Annotated in this window: 20 protein-coding genes; 13 read left to right on the forward strand and 7 right to left on the reverse strand. The window is 70.3% G+C overall.

The genetic code is table 11. The features are described from left to right. Window positions 1–78: 78 nt before the first annotated feature. Window positions 79–1152 (forward strand): serine hydrolase domain-containing protein, encoded by a 1074-nt coding sequence (locus AC0662_RS03600; protein WP_478298254.1) that lies wholly within the window; start codon window positions 79–81, stop codon window positions 1150–1152. On the opposite strand, the gene AC0662_RS03605 is transcribed toward AC0662_RS03600, so the two are convergent. After that, complete coding sequence (locus AC0662_RS03605) at window positions 1121–2569, reverse strand: alkaline phosphatase PhoX (protein ID WP_478298256.1); 1449 nt, start codon at window positions 2567–2569, stop codon at window positions 1121–1123. The two genes, AC0662_RS03600 and AC0662_RS03605, sit on opposite strands and share 32 nt — an antisense overlap. 235 nt (window positions 2570–2804) lie before the next feature. Here AC0662_RS03605 and AC0662_RS03610 point away from each other — a divergent pair, with 235 nt between their 5' ends. Continuing rightward, entirely contained in the window at window positions 2805–3110 is a 306-nt protein-coding gene (locus tag AC0662_RS03610; protein WP_478298258.1) for a hypothetical protein, read from the forward strand. Between the two features lie 176 nt (window positions 3111–3286). Here the strand turns inward: AC0662_RS03610 and AC0662_RS03615 are convergent, their stop codons facing one another. Continuing rightward, window positions 3287–4561 (reverse strand): S8 family peptidase, encoded by a 1275-nt coding sequence (locus AC0662_RS03615; RefSeq protein ID WP_478298260.1) that lies wholly within the window; start codon window positions 4559–4561, stop codon window positions 3287–3289. Between the two features lie 49 nt (window positions 4562–4610). Between AC0662_RS03615 and AC0662_RS03620 the strand changes: the two genes are divergently transcribed. From AC0662_RS03620 to AC0662_RS03630, 3 genes are all read left to right on the forward strand, one after another. Further along, on the forward strand, window positions 4611–7271 hold the full coding sequence (locus tag AC0662_RS03620; protein ID WP_478298262.1) for a CHAT domain-containing protein: 2661 nt from the start codon (window positions 4611–4613) through the stop codon (window positions 7269–7271). 66 nt (window positions 7272–7337) lie between these two features. Then, on the forward strand, window positions 7338–7922 hold the full coding sequence (locus AC0662_RS03625; RefSeq protein ID WP_452198810.1) for an RNA polymerase sigma factor: 585 nt from the start codon (window positions 7338–7340) through the stop codon (window positions 7920–7922). A gap of 6 nt (window positions 7923–7928) precedes the next feature. Then, a complete protein-coding gene (locus AC0662_RS03630; protein ID WP_452198811.1) occupies window positions 7929–8390 on the forward strand; it encodes a hypothetical protein in 462 nt (153 codons plus the stop codon). A 12-nt stretch (window positions 8391–8402) separates the two neighbouring features. Here AC0662_RS03630 and AC0662_RS03635 read toward each other — a convergent pair whose 3' ends face one another. Genes AC0662_RS03635 through AC0662_RS03645 form a run of 3 tightly spaced genes read right to left on the reverse strand, consistent with a single transcriptional unit; the run spans window position 8403 to window position 11162 of the window. Continuing rightward, a complete protein-coding gene (locus AC0662_RS03635) occupies window positions 8403–8834 on the reverse strand; it encodes a VOC family protein (RefSeq protein WP_452198813.1) in 432 nt (143 codons plus the stop codon). A gap of 47 nt (window positions 8835–8881) precedes the next feature. Further along, window positions 8882–9703, reverse strand: coding sequence for an IclR family transcriptional regulator domain-containing protein (locus AC0662_RS03640; RefSeq protein WP_452198815.1), 822 nt, complete (start codon window positions 9701–9703; stop codon window positions 8882–8884). Window positions 9704–9722: 19 nt separating this feature from the next. After that, window positions 9723–11162: an amidohydrolase family protein gene (locus AC0662_RS03645; RefSeq protein WP_478298265.1), complete on the reverse strand. Its 1440-nt coding sequence runs from the start codon at window positions 11160–11162 to the stop codon at window positions 9723–9725. Window positions 11163–11340: 178 nt separating this feature from the next. On the opposite strand from AC0662_RS03645, the gene AC0662_RS03650 reads away from it, so the two are divergent. Genes AC0662_RS03650 through AC0662_RS03670 form a run of 5 tightly spaced genes read left to right on the forward strand, consistent with a single transcriptional unit; the run spans window position 11341 to window position 15467 of the window. After that, on the forward strand, window positions 11341–12474 hold the full coding sequence (locus AC0662_RS03650; protein ID WP_478298267.1) for a CaiB/BaiF CoA transferase family protein: 1134 nt from the start codon (window positions 11341–11343) through the stop codon (window positions 12472–12474). Beyond that, window positions 12474–13250: a citryl-CoA lyase gene (locus tag AC0662_RS03655; RefSeq protein WP_478298269.1), complete on the forward strand. Its 777-nt coding sequence runs from the start codon at window positions 12474–12476 to the stop codon at window positions 13248–13250. Before AC0662_RS03650 ends, AC0662_RS03655 begins: the two co-directional genes overlap by 1 nt. Window positions 13251–13261: 11 nt before the next feature. Further along, window positions 13262–14125 carry a DODA-type extradiol aromatic ring-opening family dioxygenase gene (locus tag AC0662_RS03660; RefSeq protein ID WP_478298271.1) on the forward strand — a complete coding sequence of 288 codons (864 nt, stop codon included), beginning with the start codon at window positions 13262–13264 and terminating at the stop codon, window positions 14123–14125. Continuing rightward, the gene (locus AC0662_RS03665) at window positions 14122–14481 is read left to right on the forward strand and encodes a hypothetical protein (RefSeq protein ID WP_478298273.1); all 360 of its coding nucleotides are present in this window, start codon (window positions 14122–14124) and stop codon (window positions 14479–14481) included. The genes AC0662_RS03660 and AC0662_RS03665 overlap by 4 nt, the downstream gene beginning before the upstream one ends. Before the next feature lie 11 nt (window positions 14482–14492). Beyond that, window positions 14493–15467, forward strand: a complete 975-nt coding sequence (locus AC0662_RS03670; protein ID WP_478298275.1) for a quinone oxidoreductase family protein — start codon at window positions 14493–14495, stop codon at window positions 15465–15467. A 71-nt stretch (window positions 15468–15538) separates the two neighbouring features. Here AC0662_RS03670 and AC0662_RS03675 read toward each other — a convergent pair whose 3' ends face one another. Further along, entirely contained in the window at window positions 15539–16228 is a 690-nt protein-coding gene (locus tag AC0662_RS03675; RefSeq protein WP_452198829.1) for an ATP-dependent Clp protease proteolytic subunit, read from the reverse strand. 81 nt (window positions 16229–16309) lie between these two features. Continuing rightward, a complete protein-coding gene (locus AC0662_RS03680) occupies window positions 16310–17239 on the reverse strand; it encodes a nucleoside hydrolase (protein ID WP_478298277.1) in 930 nt (309 codons plus the stop codon). A 121-nt stretch (window positions 17240–17360) separates the two neighbouring features. Between AC0662_RS03680 and ftsH the strand changes: the two genes are divergently transcribed. From ftsH to AC0662_RS03695, 3 genes are all read left to right on the forward strand, one after another. Beyond that, window positions 17361–19262, forward strand: a complete 1902-nt coding sequence (ftsH, locus tag AC0662_RS03685) for an ATP-dependent zinc metalloprotease FtsH (protein WP_478300186.1) — start codon at window positions 17361–17363, stop codon at window positions 19260–19262. Window positions 19263–19397: 135 nt separating this feature from the next. After that, entirely contained in the window at window positions 19398–20063 is a 666-nt protein-coding gene (locus AC0662_RS03690) for a hypothetical protein (protein WP_452198835.1), read from the forward strand. Beyond that, window positions 20060–20827: a cobalt transporter gene (locus AC0662_RS03695; RefSeq protein WP_478298279.1), complete on the forward strand. Its 768-nt coding sequence runs from the start codon at window positions 20060–20062 to the stop codon at window positions 20825–20827. The genes AC0662_RS03690 and AC0662_RS03695 overlap by 4 nt, the downstream gene beginning before the upstream one ends.

A 20827-nucleotide genomic window follows, 5' to 3' on the forward strand; every position in this document is an offset into this window, starting at 1 on the left:
GGGTCACCACCTCCGGACTCCATAATACCGATCGGTGTTATCTGGACGTAGATAAGAACGATCGGTACTATCAACGTCATGTGGACAGCGGCAGGATTCGAGCGCGTGGCCGAGGCCTTCGAGCGCAACTTCGTCGAACGCGGTGAGGTCGGCGCGGCGTTCGCGGCGTACCACCAGGGCCGGTTGGTGGTCGACCTCTGGGGCGGGACCGCCGACCCTGAGACGGGACGGGCGTGGGACCGCGACACCATCCACCTGATGTTCTCGGGCACCAAAGGGTTGACGACCGCGTGCGTCCTGCTGCTGGTGCAACGCGGGCAGGTGGGGCCGGCCGATCCGCTCAGCCGCTACTGGCCCGAGTTCGGTGCCGAGGGCAAGGAATCCGTCACGATCGCCGACGTGCTGTCCCACCAGGCGCGGCTGCCGCACGTCGAGGCGGGGTACGCCGACCTTCTCGACCACGACGTGATGGCGGCACACCTGGCGGCGCAGGCGCCGTCGGCCGATCCTCGGGACGGGTTCGTCTACCACGCGATCACGTGGGGCTGGCTGCTCGACGAGTTGGTACGCCGGGTCGACGGTCGCACCGTGGGACAGTTCTTCGCCGCGGAGTTCGCCGTACCGCTGGGGCTGGAGGTGTGGATCGGGTTGCCGGCGGAGCTGCACTGGCGGGCGGCGACGATGGTCGCGCCGGAGGGTGTGCTGTTCGACGGGCCGAATCCGTTGTGGGTGCCGGGTGCCGAGAAGATCTGGAACAGTGACGAGTACCGATCGGCCGGCCTGGCCGCGGTCGGTGGGTACGCGACCGCGCGCGGGATGGCGCGGTTCTACGCGTCGCTGCTCGGCGAGGTGGACGGCGTTCGGGTGCTGGCGCCGGCGACCGTCGAGCTCGGGCGCCAGGAGATCCGGCGCGGCATCGAGCCGACGTGGGGGAGTCCGATGGCCTACGGCGCCGGGTTCGAGTTGCAGACCGGTGACGGACCGGCGGACGCGTTCGGTCACGCCGGAGCGGGCGGTTCGCGGCACGGCGCCTGGCCGGGCCGCGAGACCGCCTACTCCTATCTGATGAACGAGGTGCGCGCCGCTCCGGACGGGCGCCCGCTCAGTCTGCTGGGAGCGCTCAGCCGAGGTAGTCGCGCCACGGGCCGGTGATGGCCAGCGTGATCCCCGGCGTCTGGATGTTCACGAACAGCACCTTGCCGTCCTCGGAGAACGCCGGGCCGGTGAACTCCGAGTCGTTCAGCATGTTCCGGGCGATGGCGTACGTCGGGCCACCCGGCGTGGCGCTGAGCACGTGGCTGCTGGCCTGACCGTCCTCGGCGAGGATCAGCGAACCCCACGGGGTCACGGTGACGTTGTCCGGGCCGTCGAAGTTGAGGTCGTCGTACTTCACGTCGGCGCGGCCCTTGTTCGCGGCGGCGTTCTCCGGGAAGTAGGTGACCAGCTGGATGGTCTGCGCGTCGTAGTCGTAGAACCAGACCATGCCGTCGTGCGGTACGGCGTCGGCGGGCAGGTCGGCGGTGCCGGACTCGGCGTACGAGTTGACGACGTACACGCCCTTCTTGGTGCCGAACACGCCCTCGAACTTCTTACCGCGGGTGATCTGGCCGTCGGTGAACTGCTTGCGGACCGACGTGGTGGCGCCGTCGCGGTCCGGCACCGGGATCCACTTGACCCGGAACGGGCGGAGCAGCTGGGCCGAGGTCAGGTACGCGACGTCCGGGATCGGCTTGCCGTCGTCACCGAGGATGGCCAGCGCCTCGAGGGTGCCGAAGTCCTTGTTCTGCAGGTCCTGCCAGCTGCGCGGGCCGAGCTTGTAGCCGCGCGGCGCCGACCAGCGGTAGAAGGTGCCGTTCGGGCCGGAGGCGTCCTCGGACAGGTAGACGTGGGTCCGGTCCTCGTCGATCGCGAGCGCCTCGTGCGCGTAGCGGCCGAGCGCCTTCAGCGGCACCGGGTGCGCGGTCTTGCCGTCACCCCAGACCTCGAACACGTACCCGTGGTCCTTCAGCCGGGTGGTGCCGTTGGCCTTGTTCTCGGTCTCCTCGCAGGTCATCCAGGTGCCCCACGGGGTCGGGCCGCCGGCGCAGTTCGTCAGCGTGCCGGAGATGCCGACCCACTCGCCGAGGTTGTTGCCGTCCTTGTCGACGTCGATGACCGTGCAGCCGCCGGCCGCGCCGACACCCGCGTCGTAGACGGTGCCCTCGACCGGCGGTACGCCGAGGGCGTTGGCGCTGCCGACCTCGTGGTTCTGGATCAGCTGGTAGCGGCCCTGGCCGGCGCTGAACACCGCCGTACCGTCGTGCAGGGTCGGCGTCGGCTGGCCGGTCTTGAGCTTGGTCTGGCCGGCCTGGGTGACGACCTTGTACTTGAACCCGGCCGGCAGCGCGAGCAGGCCCTTCGGGTCGTCGAGCAGCGGCGGGAAGGGCCGGTGCTGCGGGAACGGCGAGCGGTCGGCGTGCGACGCGGGTGCGGCCTCGGCGAGCGTCGGCATCGCGCCGACGGTGCTGATGCCGACTCCGGCGGCGCCGACGGCGGCACCGCGCAGGACGGAACGACGATCGACTGACATGGTGTTGACTCCTTGGAAAAAGCGGTTCCCGAGTTGCCCAGATCCTTCAGGCCGTGGACTGACGGCTGGGAAACAACACCTGAACAACATTCGTGCGATCCATCTGCAACGAATGCACAGCCCCCGGCGTCTACTGTGGGAGGTGATGGTGATGCGCACAGTGAGCGTCGTGCTGCTGGTGGCCGGACTGCTGGTTGCTTGCGGCAATGACCCCGGATCGGGAGGGACCCCTTCGATGAGCGATACCCCGACAGGCAGCCCGTCGAGCAGCGTGCCGTCAGGTGGACCGGCCGACCAGGCCAAGGCCGACCTGGCCACGCGGCTCGGCGTCGCCGCCGCAGAGGTGACGGTGGTCAGCTCCGAGGAGGTCACCTGGCCGGACGGCAGCCTCGGCTGCCCGGAGCCCGGGATGCGGTACACCCAGGCGCTGGTGCCGGGGAACCGGACGATCCTCGAGGCCGGCGGCAAGCAGTACCAGTACCACTCCGGCGGGCACCGGGCGCCGTTCCTCTGTGAGCATCCGCAGGGTCCGGCGCGTTGAAAAGTTTCCTCGGGACGCGGTGTATCACCGCAGGCCGAGGGTGACTCCGCAGCAATAGGGGGGAAGCCTTCGGGCCGTTGCAGGAGGGAGAACGGCGCGCAGGTGCGTAGAGGGGGGTGACGCGGTGCGGGGGCCTGGCCGATGAGGCCGGGAGCCCGCACCGCGTCAGCGTGGAGCTAGAGCTGCTCGAGTGACGCCAATGCGTCGCCGGCCCGCAGGACTGGACCGGTGCCGGGCTCGGGCTGGGACAACGCGAAGGCGAGCAGGGCGTCGGCGGCCTGCTTCGCGTTCTCGCCGGTGACCGACATCCGGCCGGCGATCAGGCCCGCGACGAGCGGCGTCGCGAACGACGTACCGCTCCAGCGCGCCATACCGGCGAAGGAGCGCAGTTGGCCGGTGTTCGGCGGTTCGGTGCATTCGTAGTCGCCGGTGAGGAAGGCGTTCACCAGGTTCTCGCCCGGTGCATAGACGTCGACCCAGCCGCCGAAGTTGCTGAACGACGCGCGGTCGCGGCCGTTGTCGGCCAGCGCGCCGACGCCGACCGTCTCCGGGAACGCGGCCGGCCAGAAGTAGTCCCGGCTCGCTTCGTTGCCTGCGGCGGCGACGAGGGTGAGTCCGTTGACACGGTTCAGCCGGGTCTGGATGAAGACGTCCAGCCCGAGCGCCGGCAGGTCGAAGCGGGTCCGCGTCCCGGCCGACAGGCTGATGATGTCCGGCGCCAAATCGAGTACTTCGTCCAGCGCCTGCGCGAGGTCGAACTCCCACATCGCGCCGGCCGCGGTGAAGTAGCTCTTCACCACGACCTCCACGTTCCGCGCGATCGCCCGCAGTACGCCGGCGATGAACGTCCCGTGGCCCGCGTACGGCCGGATTCGCCCGGACCCGTCGAACGCGTTCTCCGGATCACCCGTCACGCCGTTCAGCCAGTACGCCGCCGGCGCGTCGGACCACCCCACGTCGAGTACGACGACCTTCACCCCGCGACCGTCCGCGGCACCCGCGGGCAGGAACGGGGTCGGTAGTACGGGATCCGGTGGGATCCCCGGCGGTACCTCCTCGGGCTCGGTGGCCGGGCACGGGCTGACACTCGGGCTCACGTAGAACAGGTGCTCCGGGGTGACCACGCCGCGACCGAGCCGCAGATCGGCATGTCTCAGGAATCGTTGGGTGGGCGAACGATCCTCGGGTGCGTCGGCCGGGACCTTGTCCGGTAGCAGCAGCCGGGTGACGCCGCCGATCCCGCCCTCGGCCGGGCGTCCGCCCTCGAACAGTTCGACCACTCGGGCGAGGTCCTCGTCGCGGACCAGCACCACCCCGGTCCGATACAGGTAGTCGGCCCCTTCCGGGCGTTTCTCCCAGTCCTCCGGGTAAACCTCGACCGCGCGCCCGAACGCCTCGAGAATCAGCTCGATCTGGGCGATGTACTTTCGCTCGGTCGTTTGATTTTCCATTTCCGGCATTCCCCCTCTGAATCAGCGAAATGACCGATATCATTCCAGAGTGCCGACGGCCGGGGGGAGTGCCGAAGCAGCGGAAAATCTGCTGCCGCTCGCGTTGTCACGTCCGCACGACGCGATCGCGTCGGCGCGGCTGCTGCTTGCCGCCGCTCCGGCCGCCCGCGAGGCGTCGATCGCGCACCAGGCCTGGGGCATCGGCCTGCGCCAGCTCGGCGACGTGACCCGGGCGGTGCGTGAGTTGCGGACCGCGCTGCGGCTCGCCGAGCAGTCCGGGCGGTCCGAGCGGGAGGCGGATGTCCTTGCCACGTTGGGCGCAACGCTCGGCCGGGCCGGCCGCAGCCGGGAGGGGCTCGAGCGGCTGGACCGGGCCGTCGACCTGAGCCGCGGTGCGCTGACCGGGCGGGTGTTGTTGCGGCGGGCCGACGTACTGCTGGTGCTCGGGCGGCATCGGGAGGCGCTCGACGATCTGCGGTCGGCGATCACCCGGTTGCGGCGATCCGGCGACCAGGTCTGGGAAGCGCGGTCGCGGAACTACCGTGGATTCATCCAATTGGCGTTGGGCGGGACGCAACGGGCGGACGCGGATTTCGCGGTCGCCGAGAAGTTGTACGCCGCAACGGGTCAGGAGTTCGAGTACGCCGAAGCTCGGCAGAACCGTGGACTGGTCGCGTACGCGCGCGGCGATTTACCGGCGGCCTTGCGGTATCTCGACGACGCCGGCCGCCGGTTCGCCGCGGTCGGCGTGGTCTGGCCGGACCTCGCGATCGACCGCTGCGGCGTACTGCTGGCCGCCGGGTTGAGCACCGAGGCGCTCGCGGAGATGGACCAGGCGATCGCCCGGATGGATGCCGACGGCGGTACGGCGACCAAGCGCGGCGAGCTGTTGTTCGCAGCGGCGACGGCCGCGTTGGCGGCCGGAGATCCGCAAGCCGCGCGGCAGCGGGCCGAGCGGGCGCGCCGGTCGTTCTCGGCGCACCGTCGGGAGTGGTGGTCGGTGCGGTCGTCGCTGGTGTTGCTCGAGGCCCGTTACCAGGCGGGCGAGCGGGGGCCGCGTCTGCTGCGAGGGGTCAGCGAGGTCGCGCGCCGGCTCGATGCGCTGGGATCTTCCGAGGCGTCGGCCGCGCATCTGCTGGCGGGGCGGATCGCGCTGGCCGACGGGCGGTCGCGGACCGCGGATCGTCAGTTGGAGTCGGCCGGCCGGCACGCGAAAGGCGCCCCGCCGATTGCGCGGAGCGCGGCCTGGCTCGGGAGGGCGTTGCGGGCCGAGGCGCGGGCGGACGTGCGCGGCATGTTGTCGGCGTGTGGTCGTGGGCTCGACGCACTCGACGAGCATCGGTTGTTGATGGGTGCGACCGAGTTGCGCGCGTTGGCGACCGGGCAGGGTGCCGAGTTGGCGGGGCTGGCGTTGCGGGACGCGGTACGGCGTGATGATCCGCGGCGATTGCTGGTGTGGGCCGAGCGATGGCGGGCCACGGCGCTCGACGTACCGCCGGTGCGGTCGTCGGACGACACGCACCTCGCTGCGGAGCTTGCCGCCCTGCGAGATGTCGTACGGCGCTCGGACGCGGATCCCGATCCGGGGTTGGAGAAGGAGCGGCGGCGACTGGAGAAATCCGTTCGCGACCGGGCGTTGCTGGCGCAAGGTGCTGCCTTGGGTGGTGGGGCATCGCGGCTCGACTTGGACGAGTTGGTCGGCGCGCTGGGCGACACGGTGCTCGTCGAGTTGGTCGAGGTCGACGGGGTGTTGCATGCGGTGGTGGTGCGGGACGGCCGGATCACCCGGCGGGAAGTCGGGCCGATGGCCGCGGCGGCCCTCGAGGTCGAGCGCTCGCGTTTCCGGTTGCGGCGACTGGCCCACGGCCGCTCCCCAGGACGGCCCAACGGCAACGGCCGAGTGATTGGACGGTCCAACGGTGAGGGCCGGGGGCAGATGCAGCTGGGGCCGTCGTTGGAGGTGCTGGGTGCTCGGCTCGGGGGAGCGATTCTCGGGTCGGCGCTGGAGCTGCTCGGGGATCGTCCGGTGGTGATGGTGCCGCCTGCTCGCCTGCAGGCTTTGCCGTGGGGATTGGTACCGGAGCTGGCCGATCGGCCGGTCAACGTTGTGCCCTCGGCCGCGTCTTGGTTGCGCGCCCGGCAAGTGCGACCACCCGCCGACCGGCGAGTCGTGCTGGTGCTCGGGCCAGGCTTGTCGGCCGGTCGGGCCGAGGTACTGCGGCTGGCCAAGAAGTACCCCGACGCGACCGTCCTCGCCGACGGTGAGGCGACCGCGGAGAAGGTACTGCGGGAGCTCGACGGTGCCTGGATCGCGCACATCGCCGCGCACGGAACCTTCCGCGCGGACAGTCCGCTGTTCTCGTCGCTGCGGCTCGACGACGGCCCGCTGACCGTGTACGACTTCGAGCGGCTGCGCAGAGCGCCGTACCGGATGGTCTTGTCGAGTTGCGATTCCGGGCTGGCGAAGCCGGTCGGGGCCGACGAGTTGCTGGGGTTGAGCAGCAGCCTGATCCCGTTGGGCGCGGCGGGGATCCTGGCGAGCGTCGTACCGGTGAACGATCCGGCGACGGCGCCGTTGATGCTCGCGCTGCACGACAACCTGCGGGCCGGTCAGCCGCTGGCGGCCGCGTTCGCCGGTGCGCGGTCGGCGGCGCGCGGGGATCCGGTGGCGCTGGCGGCGGGGCGATCCTTCGTCGCACTCGGGGCCTGAGTTTGTATCAGCGGACATCCGGACTGTCTCTGTAGAAGTAGCGGTCCGGTGCGAGAGGGGGACGGCATGCGGGACGATCCGTCGGTCGTCGACCTGGTCACCCGGGCCAGGGACGGCGACAAGAGCGCGTGGGACGAACTGGTCGAGCGGTATGCACCGCTCGTCTATTCGGTCTGCCGCCGATACCGGCTGCCGCAGGCGGATATCGACGACGTCGGGCAGAGTGTGTGGCTGCGACTGGTCGAGCACCTGCCGGGGTTGCGGGAGCCGGCCGCGTTGCCGGGCTGGATCGCGACCACGACGCAGCGCGAGTGCTTCCGGCTGATCCGTTCGACGAGCCGGGTGGAACCCGTCGATCCGGCCGAGTCGGCCGACGTACCCGAGCCGGCGATCGCCGAGGAGGAAGTACTGCGGCACGAACGCCGGCGGATCCTCCGGACCGCGTTCGCCGAGCTGTCGCGCAAGTGCCAGCTCCTGCTCGCATTGCTGATGCAGGACCCGCCGACGCCGTACGACGAGATCGGCCGGACGCTGCGGCTACCGATCGGCAGCATCGGGCCGAACCGGGCCCGCTGCCTGACCCGGCTCCGGCAGACCCCCGCGCTCGCGGTGCTGGTCGCGGACGGACCCGATGACCCGACGAGGAGGTGAGCGACCGTGCTGGACCCCGAGTGGAGCGATGACGAGAAGCTGATCGAGGCCCTGCGGGACGCGCTGGCGTCGGCCGGCGAGGTGCCGGAGGCTTTCGTCGAGGCCGGTAAGGCGGCGTTCGCGTGGCGCACCATCGACGCCGAACTCGCGGCGCTCACCTACGACTCGGCGTGGGACTCGCTGGACGCCTTGGCGATTCGTTCCGAGAGCGCGATCCTGCGGTCGCTGACCTTCGCCTCGGACGGCTGGACGGTCGAGGTCGAGCTGACCCCGGACGCCGTCCTCGGGCAACTGGACCCGCCCGAGGCCGGGACGGTCGCCGTCCGCGGGGCCGGTGGCAACTGGCCGACCGCGGAGATCGACGACCTCGGGTTCTTCGTCCTGCGCCCACCACCGACTATTCCCTACCGGCTGTCCTGCACCACCGCGTCCGGTACGACGATCCTCACCGGCTGGATCACGCCGTAGGGATAGTGCTGCTCAGGCGGCGAACACCTGCGAGTCGTCCGCGAACGCCTTGAACTCCAGGGCGTTCCCGGCCGGGTCGAGGAAGAACATCGTCCACTGCTCACCGGTCTGCCCCTGGAACCGGACGTACGGCTCGATGACGAACTCGGTACCGGCCGCCTTCAACCGCTCGGCGAACTTCTGGAACTCCTCGACGCTCAGGATCAGCCCGAAGTGCGGCACCGGTACGTCGTGACCGTCGACCGGGTTGTGGATGCGCTGCTGCCGCTCGGGAGCGACGTGCGTGACGAACTGGTGGCCGCGCAGGTTCCAGTCGATCCACGTCTCGGAGCTGCGCCCCTGCTCGAGGCCGAGGACCGTGCCGTAGAAGTGCCGGGCCGCGTCCAGGTCGTCGACCGGCATCGCGAGGTGGAAACGGGGAACGGGGGAGTCGAGAACGGTCATGGCGTCCATCGTCGCCTACGTTCGGGCGCAGGGCAGCTCCAGGCAGCTCAGGCGGTGGTCGCGTTCCGCTGGCCGGACTCGACGTGCGGGCGGGACTGCCACAACGCCCACTCCGCGCTGACGTCGCCCGCGGTCCGGAGCAGCAGCGGGAGATGGTCGTGCAGCAACGTCTCGACGGAGGTCTCGGCGGCGTGCACCGTCACGTTCATCGCCGCCCGGACCGTCCCGTTGCCGTCGCGCACCGGCGCTGCGACAGACCGGACGCCGGGCGCCAGCTCCTCGTCCGCCAGCGCCCACCCGCGTGCCCGGATCTCGGTGAGTTCGTCCCGCAGCTGCTCCGCGGTCCTTCCGATGTACGGCGGCAGTCCGGCGCGACTCGGTTGGGCGAGGACGTCGGCCAGTTCGTCCGGGGTCAGCGCGGACAGCAGCACCTTGCCCTGCGACGTTTGCGCCGCGGGGAACCGGGTGCCGATGTCGACGCGCAGCGCGATCAGTTTCGGTACCGACACGCGCGCGACGTACACGATGTCGGAGCCGTCGAGCTGGGCCATCGACGAGGACTCGCCGGTGCGCGCGACGAGCGCCTCGAGGTGCGGTTTCGCGATGTCCCAGAGGCCGAGCGAACCGACGTACGCCATCCCCAGGGTGAGCACCTTCGGGGTCAGCTGGAAGGCGCCGTCGGTGGTGCGGACGAAGCCGAGCTCCTCGAGGGTGAGCAGCAGCCGGCGCGCGGTCGGCCGGGCCAGGCCGGCCGCGGTCGCGACCTCGGTGAGCGACATCGTCCGGTGGTCGGCGTCGAAGCAGGCGAGCACGTCCAGCCCGCGAGCCAGCGCCTCGACGAAATCCGGCCCTGCGCCACGCCCTGCCATCTGTTCCTCCGTCGGTCGACTACGACTCACCGAAGATGGTGCCACGTGCCTCACGGGTCGAGTCGGACTTGTACTCGGTGTACTGGTACGGGTTGTCGAGAACCTCGCCCTTGGGCAGCTCCGGGTTCATCCCGTTCCGCCAGGCCTCCTCGCCGAGCGACGAGCGCAGGTGGTCGACGGTCGCCTCCACTTCCCGCCGTACGGCGGCCAGGTCGCAACCGACCAGCTGGTGATCCTGCTTCACCACGCGACCGTCCACGATCACCGTGTGGACGTCGCCGCGCTGCGACTGGAACGCGACCTGACCGTACGGGTTGATCAACGGGAACGACACCGGTGACGCGTCGTTCTTGATCAGCACCACGTCGGCCTTCTTGCCCGGTTCGAGGCTGCCGAGGTCGTCGCGGCCGAGGGCCTTAGCGCCGCCGCGGGTCGCCCAGTCCACGACGTGTTCGGCGCGCAGATGGCTGTGCGTCACCGTGGCGCCCTTCATGTGCGCCTCGAGGTGTTCGCGGGCGCGGTCCGCGCCGAGGGTGGTCCGCATCGCGCTGAACAGGTCGCCACTCCACCACACACTGGTGTCCTGCGACAGCGAGACCGGGATGTCGTGGCGGCGTACCTGCCAGGTCGGTGGGTAGCCCTGACCGGCGCTCTGCTCGGACTCGGTGGAGACCGAGATCGATCCGCCGGTCGCGGCGATCCGCTGGTACGAGTCGGTGTTCAGCGACGCGGCGTGCACGTAGATGTTCTGCGGCGTCATGAACTCGTTCTCGTGCATCAGCCGGATGCCGTCGTCGTTGGTCGCACCCCAGACCCCGGCGTGCGTGGTGACACCGAGCCCGAGCTCGCGCGCCACCTCGAACGCGGGCCGCTCCGGGAACGCCGGGTCGCCGGTGACGTCGAACGCCAGCTGCAGGCCCAGCTGCGAGTCGTCCCGCATCCGCTCCAGGAACGCCCGCACCGCCGGGTCCGCGGTCCACTCCCACGGCCCCGCCTGGATGTTGCCGTAGGCAAGAACAAACCGCCCGGGTACGGCGCGCAACGCGTCGGCCGCCGCCTCGGCGTGATCGACGGTCTGCAACCCGTGCGACCAGTCGACGGTCGTGGTGACACCGGCCTCGAGGGACTCCCAGGCCGACGTCAGGTTGCCGGCGTGGATGTCCTCGGGCCGGAACGTCTTCCCGTGCTCCAGGTAGTACCAGACGAAGTACTGCGTGAGCGTCCAGTCGGCGCCGTACGCGCGCATCGCGGTCTGCCACATGTGCCGGTGGGTGTCGATCATGCCCGGCATCACGATGCCGCCGGACGCGTCGATCACCTGGGTCCCCTCCGGGACGTCGAGGTCCCGGCCGACGGCCGCGATCCGGTCGCCGTCGACCAGCACGTCGCCGTCCTCGACGATCGTGTGCCGGTCGTCCATCGTCAGTACGGTCCCGCCCCGCAGCAGCAACTTGGTCATGATCCCCTCCAGAACAGTTCGGACAGACGTCCGTATCACGGTCACATGGGGCGCTGCTGCTCACTATTGGAGCGCTCGTGGACCCTGTCAAGAGGTCGCGCCGGGTGGTTGACAGGCGACGGAAGGCGTGCGGAAACTGGTGCGGACAGATGTCCGTAGATCTCGCCGGGAGGTCAGGGTGAACGGTCCGTTGTCCGGCCTGCTGGTGGCCGACTTCTCCCGGATCCTCGCCGGTCCGTACGCGACCATGCTGCTCGCCGATCTCGGCGCCGACGTGATCAAGGTCGAGGCGCCGGCCGGTGACGACACCCGGTCCTGGCAGCCGCCGGTCCGCGACGGCATCTCGACGTACTACCTGGCGGTGAACCGGAACAAGCGGTCGATCGCGCTGGACCTGAAGGACTCCGGTGATCTCGCCGCGGCCCAGGAGCTGGCGCGGCGCGCGGACGTCCTGGTGGAGAACTTCCGGCCGGGCGGGCTGGCCCGGTTCGGGCTCGACTACGAGACCGTTGCCGCTGGCAACTCACGGCTGGTGTACGCGTCGATCAGCGGGTTCGGGTCCGGGCCGAAGGGTGCCGAGCTGCCCGGGTACGACCTGATCGTGCAGGCGATCTCCGGGCTGATGAGTCTGACCGGCGATCCGGACGGCGAGCCGTTCCGGGCCGGCATCTCGGTGTTCGACGTGATGGCGGGGCTGCACGCGACGATCGGCGTACTGTCCGCGCTGAACGCCCGGCACGAGACGGGTCGCGGTCAGCACGTCGAGGTCAACCTGCTGTCGTCGGCGCTGTCCGGCCTGGTCAACCAGTCGAGTGCGTACGTCGCGGGTGGCGTGGTGCCGCGGCGGATGGGGAACAGCCATCCGAGTCTGTTCCCGTACGAGCCACTGCCGTGCGCGGACGGGGAGCTGATCATCACTGCCGGGAACAACGGCCAGTTCCGCAAGCTGGTCGAGGTTCTCGGGGTCCCGGAGTTGGCCGACGACCCGCGGTTCGACCGGAACGAGAAGCGGACCGCGAACCGGGAGGAGCTCCGGCCGCTGCTCGTCAACCGGTTGATGACGCGGACGAAGCTGGAGTGGTTCGCCGACATCATCGCGGCCGGGGTGCCGTGCGGACCGATCAACTCCGTCGACGGCGGGGTCGCGTTCGCCACGGACATCGGGCTGGACCCGGTGGTGACCGTCGGTGGGATCCCGACGGTGCGGAATCCGATCACGTTCACGGGAGGCACGGATAGTGCAGCGTCGTACCGGCTGCCGCCGCCGTCCCTGGACGAACACGGTGACGAGCTGAGGAAGTGGCTGACCTGATGACCTTTCCGACATCACTGGGTACGTCGACGGAGGACGAGATCCGGCTGCTCGGGCAGGATCTCACCGCGGACCTGATGGGCAAGGTCGGGTTCGGGGAGCTGGCGTTCTGGCTGGTCGCGTTACGGCGGCCGACGCCGTCCGAGACGCGCGTGTTCGAGGCCGTGCTGGTCGCGCTCGCGGATCACGGGTTCACGCCGACGGCCATCGCCGCGCGGCTGACGTACTTGTCGGCGCCGGACTCGTTACAGGGGGCGCTCGCTGCCGGGCTGCTCGGTGGGGGATCGCGTTTCCTCGGAGTGACCGAGGACTGCGGGCTGTTCCTGCACCGGGCTCTGGAAGGTCACGACGTGCCGACGGACGACGCCGGCTGGGACGAGCTCGCGCTTGCCGTTGTCCAGAAGGCGCGAGCAGACGGGAAATACATCCCCGGGCTCGGTCATCCGGTGCACAAGGTGCAGGACCCGCGCACGCCTGTGCTGCTGGGGATCGCTGAGGAGGAGGGCCTGCGGGGCAACCATCTGCGGTTGTTCGAGGCGATCGGGCGGGTCCATGAACAGGTCCTCGGGCGCAAGCTGCCGTTGAACGGCGCCGGGGTCTGCGGCGCCGCGCTGGCCGACCTCGGGCTGCCGGTCGAACTGTTGCGCGGATTCGCGCTGCTCGCGCGGGCGGCCGGCCTGCTCGGGCAGATCGCCGAGGAGCGCCGCCGCCCGATCGGCATGGACGCCTACCTGACCGTCGACCGCAACGCCGAGTACGTCGATCCGGAGTCCTGAAGGGGGACCAGATGGCCACAGTCGCCGCGGTGATCGCCTCGACCCACCACCCGTTCTACTACCGCGCGAGCACCGCCACGGGTGCCGACCGGCCGCCGTTCGCCGACGAGTGGGTGGCGAAGATCGAGGCGTTCCGGGAGACGCTGACGAAGGCCCGACCGGACATCCTGGTGATGGTCGGGAGCGATCACTTCCACCAGTTGTGGCTGGACAACATGCCGCAGTTCCTGGTCGGCAAGGCGCCGTACTTTGATGCCAACTGGTACAACGAGGAGCGCGAGTTCGGGCTGCCGCGGATGCGGCTGGCCGGGGACGAGCAGCTCGCGGGGCACATCCTGCGGAACGGGCTGGACGCCGGGTTCGATCTTGCCTTCAGCAACGAACTGCGGATCGACCACAGCATCACCTGCCCGATCATCACGCTGCGGCCGGAGGCGGACCTGCCGATCGTGCCGATCTACACCAACATCTTCGCGCCGCCACTGCCGCGTCCCGGCCGGTTCGTCGAGCTCGGGCGGACGATCCGGCAGCTGGTCGAGTCGTGGCCGATCGACAAGCGGGTCGCGATCATCGGAACCGGGCACCTGTCGCTGGAGCTGGGCGGGCCGCGGCAGTTCGGTGCGCACGGGCCGGACCCGGAGTTCGACCGCAAGGCGGTGGACTGGATCGCCGGCGGCGACATCGAGGGGTGCCTGTCCGAGGTGACGCTGGACAGCCTGCATCAGCCGGGGAACGCGACCCATGGGTTCATGGACTTCATGTTGATGATGGGCGTCGCAGGCGCGGGACAGAAGGCGGACCACGTCGACTCGCTCGACCTGTTCCACACGATGGAGGCCTACTTCACCTGGTACCCGAACGGGGTGCCGGCATGAGCAAGTACCTGCTGAACAAGTTCCTCTACACCGTCGACCGCGACCCGGAGCTGGTCGAGCGGTACCGCGACGACGCCGCCGGGACGGTGGCCTGGTGGGAGCAGGAGATCGCCAACCAGCTCCTGAACTGCGCGGTCGCGGAGAAGTCCACCTGGCAGGAGTTCACCGAGGAGGAGCGGCGCGCACTGCGGGAGCACGATCACGTCGCGCTGTTCGGCCTCGGCGCGCATCCGTTCCTCACGCTGACGCTGTTCATCGCGATGTTCGAACGGGACCACGGACCGCTGGAATATCAGAAGGCGTATGGTCGCGCATTGCAGCACCTGTCGTTGCCCTATCCCGACGTCGCCACCTGAGGAGAGCTCGCGTGCGCGCAGCAGTCCTGCAAACCCACGGTGAACCACCGACCCACGCCGAACACCCCGATCCGGTCGCCGCGGCCGGGCTGTCGATCGTCCGCGTGACTGCTGCGCCGGTGGTCCCGCTCGACCTGCTGTGCGCCTCCGGTACGTCGTACTTCGGTCCGCCGGCGGTTCCGTACGTACCGGGTGTCCAGGGTGTCGGCGTGGTCGAGCAGTCGGAGGTGGTGGCGCCCGGGACGCGGGTGTTCTTCGCGACGTCGGCCGGGATGGCCGCGGGGGACGGGAGCTTCGCCGAGCGTGCCGCGGTGCCGGACGAGGACCTGATCCGGCTGACCGGCGGCGAGGCCGTCTCGGACGCCGCGGTGGCTGCGATCGGACTGTCCGGCGTGGCCGGGTGGATGACGTTGACCTGGCGGGCCGGGATGCAGGCGGGGGAGCAGGTGCTGGTCCTCGGCGGTGGTGGCGCGGTCGGTCAGGTGGCGATCGGGGCCGCCAAAGTACTGGGTGCCTCGCGGGTGGTGGCGGTGGTGCGGTCGGACGCGTCGCGGGAACGCGCGCTGGCGGCCGGCGCTGACGAGGTGGTTGCCCTGAGCACGGATGTCGACGAGTTGACGGGGCGGCTGGGCGAACCGACGTACGACGTGGTGATCGATCCGGTGTTCGGGGTCGCCGCGACGGCTGCTGCGCGGGTGCTGGCCGCGGGCGGGCGGCTGGTGAACCTTGGCGGGTCGTCCGGTGACGAGGCGGTGTTCTCGTCGGCGGTACTGCGGAGCAAGACGGCGAGCGTGCTCGGGTACACCAACAACGCGCTGACGGCGGACCAGCGGCGGGACGCGCTGACCGCCGTACTCGAGCACGCGGCGACCGGCGCCATCGCCGTGGCCCACGAAACCGTCACGCTCACCGACGTCGCGTCCGCCTGGTCGCGCCAGTCATCCGGCGACACCTCGGGCCGCCTGGTCCTGACGATCGACGGCTAGCGCTGGCTGGTTGTTTGCCGGCCGGCGTGTTGTAACACGGCACCGGTGAAACAACCTGCCAGCGGCCACCCTCACAGCAGGCGGCTGATGAGGCCGTACGTCTGGGCTTCCTCGGCGGAGAGGACGCGGCCTTCCAGGTCGTGGGCGACCTCGTCGGGCGAGCGACCGGTTGCGTCGGCGATCAGGTCGCGGAGACGGGCCGTCTGGCGTGTGTGCTGCTCGGCGAGGGTCGCCAGTTCGTCGGCGGTGCCTTCGGCCGCGAAGTGTGGGACCGAGAGGACGAACATCGTGTGCCGCTGCGCCTCGCGCTGTCCGGCAGCAGCGAGTACGGCGATCGCGGGGCCGCGGACCGTACCGCGCGCGACGGCGTGCACCGGGGCGCTGATCAGGCCGATCGCGCCGACGACCGAGAGCGCCGCCTCGAGGTCGGACTCGGTGGCGGACAGCTGCAGGGTGATCGGGTCGTTGCTGCGGGCATCGAGTAGCAGCAGCTGCGCGGTGACGTGATTCGCCAGCCGGTCGTCGAGGTGGCCGCCGATGATCAGCACCCGCTCGGCGAGCAACCGGTCGGCGATCTCCTGTTCGACGCTGATCGACATCGGCTCGAACCAAGCCGGCAGGATCGGCTGCGGCACCGTTCCAGGCTGCGGCGCGTCAGGCTGCGGCAGACCGGGGAACGGGCCGGGTCGTGGCGTTCCCGGATTCGGCTGCGGGATCTCGGGTTTGCCCGGCCAGGTCGCGGCGGGCTTTTCGACGTACATGGTGTCCTCCTTCGACCTCTCCACCTTGCGGTAGGCGGACGGCTCGGAGAACCCTCTTCCGCTGTCAGCAGACGAATGCGATCAGCCGAGCGTGGTGATCGCGCCGACGATCCGGTCCCAGAACGCGGTGCGGTCGAGCTCCATCGCGATCCGGGCGTTCGGCGGGCGGCCGGTGTAGTGATCCAGGTCGACCACCGTCGCGCCGGCCGTCCACTCGCCCTGGGTCTCGACGACCAGGTTGGCCTCGACGCACCGGACGATCGCCGGGTCGATCACCCGCGCGACCGCGACCGGATCGTGCAGCGGCGGCGCGACGAACCCGAACAGCTCCTGGTACGTCGACGCGAAGAACGTCATCCACTCGACGCAGACCCGCGCCAGCGGCGTACCGATCCGGTCCAGACGGGCGACCACTTCGTCGGTCACGAGCGCCTGATGGGTGACGTTCAGGCCGCACATCGTGAACGGGACTCCCGACCGGGCCACGAGATCGGCTGCCTCGGGGTCGACGGCGGCGTTGGCCTCGGCGAGTGGGGCGATGTTCCCGCGGCCAGTGGAACCGCCCATCCAGACGATCTCGGTGATGTTCGACGCGAGACCGGGTTCCTCGGAGAGCAGGCGCGCGACGTTCGTCAACGCTCCGGTCGCCACGATCGTCGCCGGCCCGGTCCGCAGTACGTCAGTCAGGATCTGCTGGGCCGAGTACGGCGACTCCGGGACCGACGGTTCGTCCGCGAATTGAGGGCCGTCGAGACCGGTCTGCCCGTGGACGTCGTCGGCGATCCGCAATCGGCGTACCAACGGCTGCTCTGCGCCACGCGCCACCGGGATGTCGGGCGCACCTGCGAGGGACAGCACGCGCCGGGCGTTCAGGGTGCACTTCTCGACGGTCTGGTTGCCCGCCACGGTCGTCACGGCGCGCAGGTCGATCGCTGGATCGGCGACCGCGAGCAGGATCGCGATCGCATCGTCGTGGCCGGGATCGCAGTCGAGGACCAGCGGGGTGGGCATGCGCCAGCGTACGTCGTTCGGGTTGGTGCTGGGTGGCAGGCGGTTCGAGGTCCTATGTTGGGCTGCATGACCGACAAGGATCAGCCGGCGAAGGACGAGTCCTCGGCCGACCGCCTGGATCATCGGGGGCTACCTGGTGCTCTTCCTGCTCACCACGATGCAGGACCAGCTGTCCGGCGGCGAACAGACGATCGCCTACACCGACTTCACCGCGCAGGTCCAGAAGCAGAACGTGGCCGAGATCTTCGCCCGGGGCGACACCATCGAGGGCCGGCTGAAGAACGCCGCGCCGGTGCCGGGCAAGAGCGGCTCGACGTTCACGAAGTTCACCACCGAGCGGCCGACGTTCGCCAACGACAACCTGTACGGCGACCTGCAGAAGGGCGGCGCCACGGTCCGGGCGACGCCGGTCGTCGCGCAGCGTGGCGTGCTCTGGAACCTGCTGATCTCGCTCGGCCCGTTCGTCCTGATCGCGGCCTTCTACTGGTGGCTGATCCGGCGTAGCCGGGCCGGCGGCGGTCTGGGCGGGCTGCTCGGGGGCAGCGGCCAGCAGAAGAAGCCGGTCGACCCGACCACCGTGCGGGTGACGTTCGCCGACGTCGCCGGAATCGACGAGGTCGAGGCCGAGATCGAAGAGGTCGTCGACTACCTGAAGGACCCGGACAAGTACCGGCGGCTCGGGGCGCGGGCGCCGAAGGGTGTGCTGCTGGCGGGCGCGCCCGGCACCGGCAAGACGCTGCTGGCGCGGGCGACCGCGGGCGAGGCCGGCGTACCGTTCTTCTCCGCGAGCGCGTCCGAGTTCATCGAGATGATCGTCGGGGTCGGCGCGAGCCGGGTGCGGGAGCTGTTCGGCGAGGCGCGGAAGGTGGCGCCGGCGATCATCTTCATCGACGAGATCGACACCATCGGCCGGGCCCGCGGCGGCGCCCGGTCGGTCGGTGGGCACGACGAGGGCGAGCAGACGCTGAACCAGATCCTCACCGAGATGGACGGCTTCTCCGGCACCGAGGGGGTCGTGGTGCTCGCGGCGACGAACCGGGCCGACGTGCTCGACCCGGCGCTGCTGCGGCCCGGGCGGTTCGACCGGACGATCACCGTGCACGCGCCGGACCAGCCCGGGCGCGAGGCGATCCTCAAGGTGCACGCGCGCGGGAAGCCGCTCGCGCCGGACGCCGACCTGGCCGCGTTGTCCCGGTCCACACCCGGGATGACCGGCGCCGACCTGTCGAACCTGCTGAACGAGGCGGCGCTCGCGGCGGCGCGGCAGGGCGAGTCGCAGATCACCCAGCGCGACCTGACCGACGCGCTGGAGAAGATCCAGCTCGGTACGGCGCGCAACGTGGTGATGCCCGAGGAGGAGCGGCGCAGGACGGCGTACCACGAGGGTGGGCATGCGTTGCTCGGGATGATCCAGAAGGGCGCGGACCCGGTGCGGAAGGTGTCGATCATCCCGCGCGGACGGGCGCTCGGCGTCACGCTGTCGACGCCGGAGACGGACCGCTACGGGTACGACGTGGACTACCTGCGCGGCCGGATCATCGGGGCGCTCGGCGGCATGGCCGCCGAGCAGGAGGTACTCGGGATGGTCACCACCGGCGCGGAGAGCGATCTCGAAACCGCAACCCGCATCGCCCGCTCGATGGTCGGCCGCTGGGGGATGTCGGACGCGATCGGGCCGGTGTCGGTGCTGCCGTCGGAAGGCGACGCGCGCACGGCCGGGGTGTCCGACGAGCTCCTCAACACCGTCGACGAGGAGGTACGACGGCTGATCGAGCAGTGCTACGCCGATGCGCGCCGGTTGCTGCGGGAGAACCGTGCGAAGCTGGACTCGATCGCCGGTCAGCTGCTGATCCACGAGACCCTCGACGAGGCCGACGCGTACGCCGCGGCCGGGATCGCGCACGAACCCCGTCAGCTCCCGGCACCGGAGCCCGCAGTCCCCGATGCGGCCGCGGAATCAGCGGCAGAACCGGTCGCGGAACCGGCGCGGCAGTCGCAGGCGGCGCCGCGGGACGGCGCCTAGGGCGTCGATCGTTCACCTCCGAGTCGCTTGTTGACCATCGGGCGGGGGTGGACCGTTACCTGCTCACTGACAGATTTCGCGCCGGTCGCGTATGCGCGTGTCTTGGGGGACCGTGAGCATTCGGAGCGTTGACGCGTGGGCAGGTTCAGGCGGCTGGGTCTGGGGTTGACCGCCGGAGTGGTGCTGGTGATCGCCGGGATGTCGCCGGCGGCGGCGCACCCGTTCGGGGATCCGCAGACGGTGTCGATCACCGCTGACGGCACGGACCGTGCGGTCGTGCACGTGCGGTGGAAGGTCGGCGGGCTCGACGACCTGACGTTGCTCGGCGTCGCCCTCGGCGTACTGCCGCAGGACCGCGTGCTGATGGACGGCGCGGTCATGTATCAGCCGGCCGACAGCGCCGCGATCGGCCCGTCGCCGAAGTTCACCGGTTACCTGCTGCGCCGGATCACGGTCGCCAGTCGCGGGAAGGACTGCCCGGGCTCGGTCACGTCGGCGGCCGATGTGGCGAAGGCTGGTGTATCCATCGACTACACGTGTCCCGCCGCGGTTGGCGAGATCGCGCTGACCGTGACGACGCTGACCGATCTGAACCCGGCGTACAAGACGCTGGCGACCGGGCCCAACGGTGCTCGCGCGATGTACGGCGACGGGAACGAGCGGCACGACTGGACCGTCGGCTCCGTCGAGGACACGCACCTCGGGCGGAGCGCCGCGATCCAGGTCGGAGCGATCGCGCTTGCCGTGCTGGTGCTGGCGGTCGGTGGCGTGTTCGGCGTACGGCGCTGGCGGCGCGCGTGAGCGTCGCGGATCAGCTCGAGGGTTTCGTCCACTCGCCGGGGGTGCCGCCGCTCGCGTTCGTGCTGGCGTTCGCGGCGGGGGCCGGGCATGCGGTGATGCCGGGGCACGGGAAGAGTCTCGCGGCGGCGTACCTGGTGGGGGAGCGCGGCCGGGTGCGGGACGCGGCGTGGCTGGGTGGATCGGTCGCGGTCATGCACACGGTGTCGGTGCTGGTGATCGGTGTCGCGTGGACGTTCCTGTCGCTGGCGGACTTTGTGCAGCTGGAGCAGCTGACTGCTGGGCTGCAACTGGTCGGTGGTCTGTTGGTGGTGGCAACGGGCCTCTGGTTGTTCCGCCGTCACAAGCAGCGCCACGGTCATGGTCACGGCCATGGTCACGGACATGGTCACGGACATGGTCACGGACACGGCCACGGACACGGCCACGGGCAGGCTTCTCGGCCGGGGCTGGTGCTGCTCGGGATCTCCGGTGGGCTGACACCCTCGCCGTCGGCGTTCCTCGTCCTGGTGGCCGGGCTCTTCCTCGGCCGCGCGGGTTTCGCGCTGCTGCTCGTCATCACCTTCGGCGTCGGGATGGCGGTGGTGCTGTTCGGCGTCGGCCTGCTCGCCGTTGCCGGAAGCAACGTTGTCGTCCGCGGCGGCCGCTCCCACCACCTGCTGTCCGTCGCCACCCGCGTGGCACCCCTGCTGGCCGCCGCAGGCATCACCCTGGCCGGCGTCGTGATCACCGCGGACGCCGCCATCCGTCTTTCAGCTCGACTGTAA

The organism is Kribbella sp. NPDC043289 (assembly GCF_056436705.1).

Excerpts from the sequence above, each read along its gene's own strand:
- AC0662_RS03675 (WP_452198829.1), bottom strand. The coding sequence starts at position 16,228 with ATGTACGTCGAAAAGCCCGCCGCGACCTGGCCGGGCAAACCCGAGATC.
- AC0662_RS03625 (WP_452198810.1), top strand. The coding sequence starts at position 7,338 with ATGCGGGACGATCCGTCGGTCGTCGACCTGGTCACCCGGGCCAGGGAC.
- AC0662_RS03635 (WP_452198813.1), bottom strand. The coding sequence starts at position 8,834 with ATGACCGTTCTCGACTCCCCCGTTCCCCGTTTCCACCTCGCGATGCCG.
- AC0662_RS03665 (WP_478298273.1), top strand. The coding sequence starts at position 14,122 with ATGAGCAAGTACCTGCTGAACAAGTTCCTCTACACCGTCGACCGCGAC.
- AC0662_RS03600 (WP_478298254.1), top strand. The coding sequence starts at position 79 with ATGTGGACAGCGGCAGGATTCGAGCGCGTGGCCGAGGCCTTCGAGCGC.
- AC0662_RS03680 (WP_478298277.1), bottom strand. The coding sequence starts at position 17,239 with ATGCCCACCCCGCTGGTCCTCGACTGCGATCCCGGCCACGACGATGCG.
- AC0662_RS03615 (WP_478298260.1), bottom strand. The coding sequence starts at position 4,561 with ATGGAAAATCAAACGACCGAGCGAAAGTACATCGCCCAGATCGAGCTG.
- AC0662_RS03605 (WP_478298256.1), bottom strand. The coding sequence starts at position 2,569 with ATGTCAGTCGATCGTCGTTCCGTCCTGCGCGGTGCCGCCGTCGGCGCC.
- AC0662_RS03640 (WP_452198815.1), bottom strand. The coding sequence starts at position 9,703 with ATGGCAGGGCGTGGCGCAGGGCCGGATTTCGTCGAGGCGCTGGCTCGC.
- AC0662_RS03655 (WP_478298269.1), top strand. The coding sequence starts at position 12,474 with ATGACCTTTCCGACATCACTGGGTACGTCGACGGAGGACGAGATCCGG.
- AC0662_RS03645 (WP_478298265.1), bottom strand. The coding sequence starts at position 11,162 with ATGACCAAGTTGCTGCTGCGGGGCGGGACCGTACTGACGATGGACGAC.
- AC0662_RS03660 (WP_478298271.1), top strand. The coding sequence starts at position 13,262 with ATGGCCACAGTCGCCGCGGTGATCGCCTCGACCCACCACCCGTTCTAC.
- AC0662_RS03610 (WP_478298258.1), top strand. The coding sequence starts at position 2,805 with ATGAGCGATACCCCGACAGGCAGCCCGTCGAGCAGCGTGCCGTCAGGT.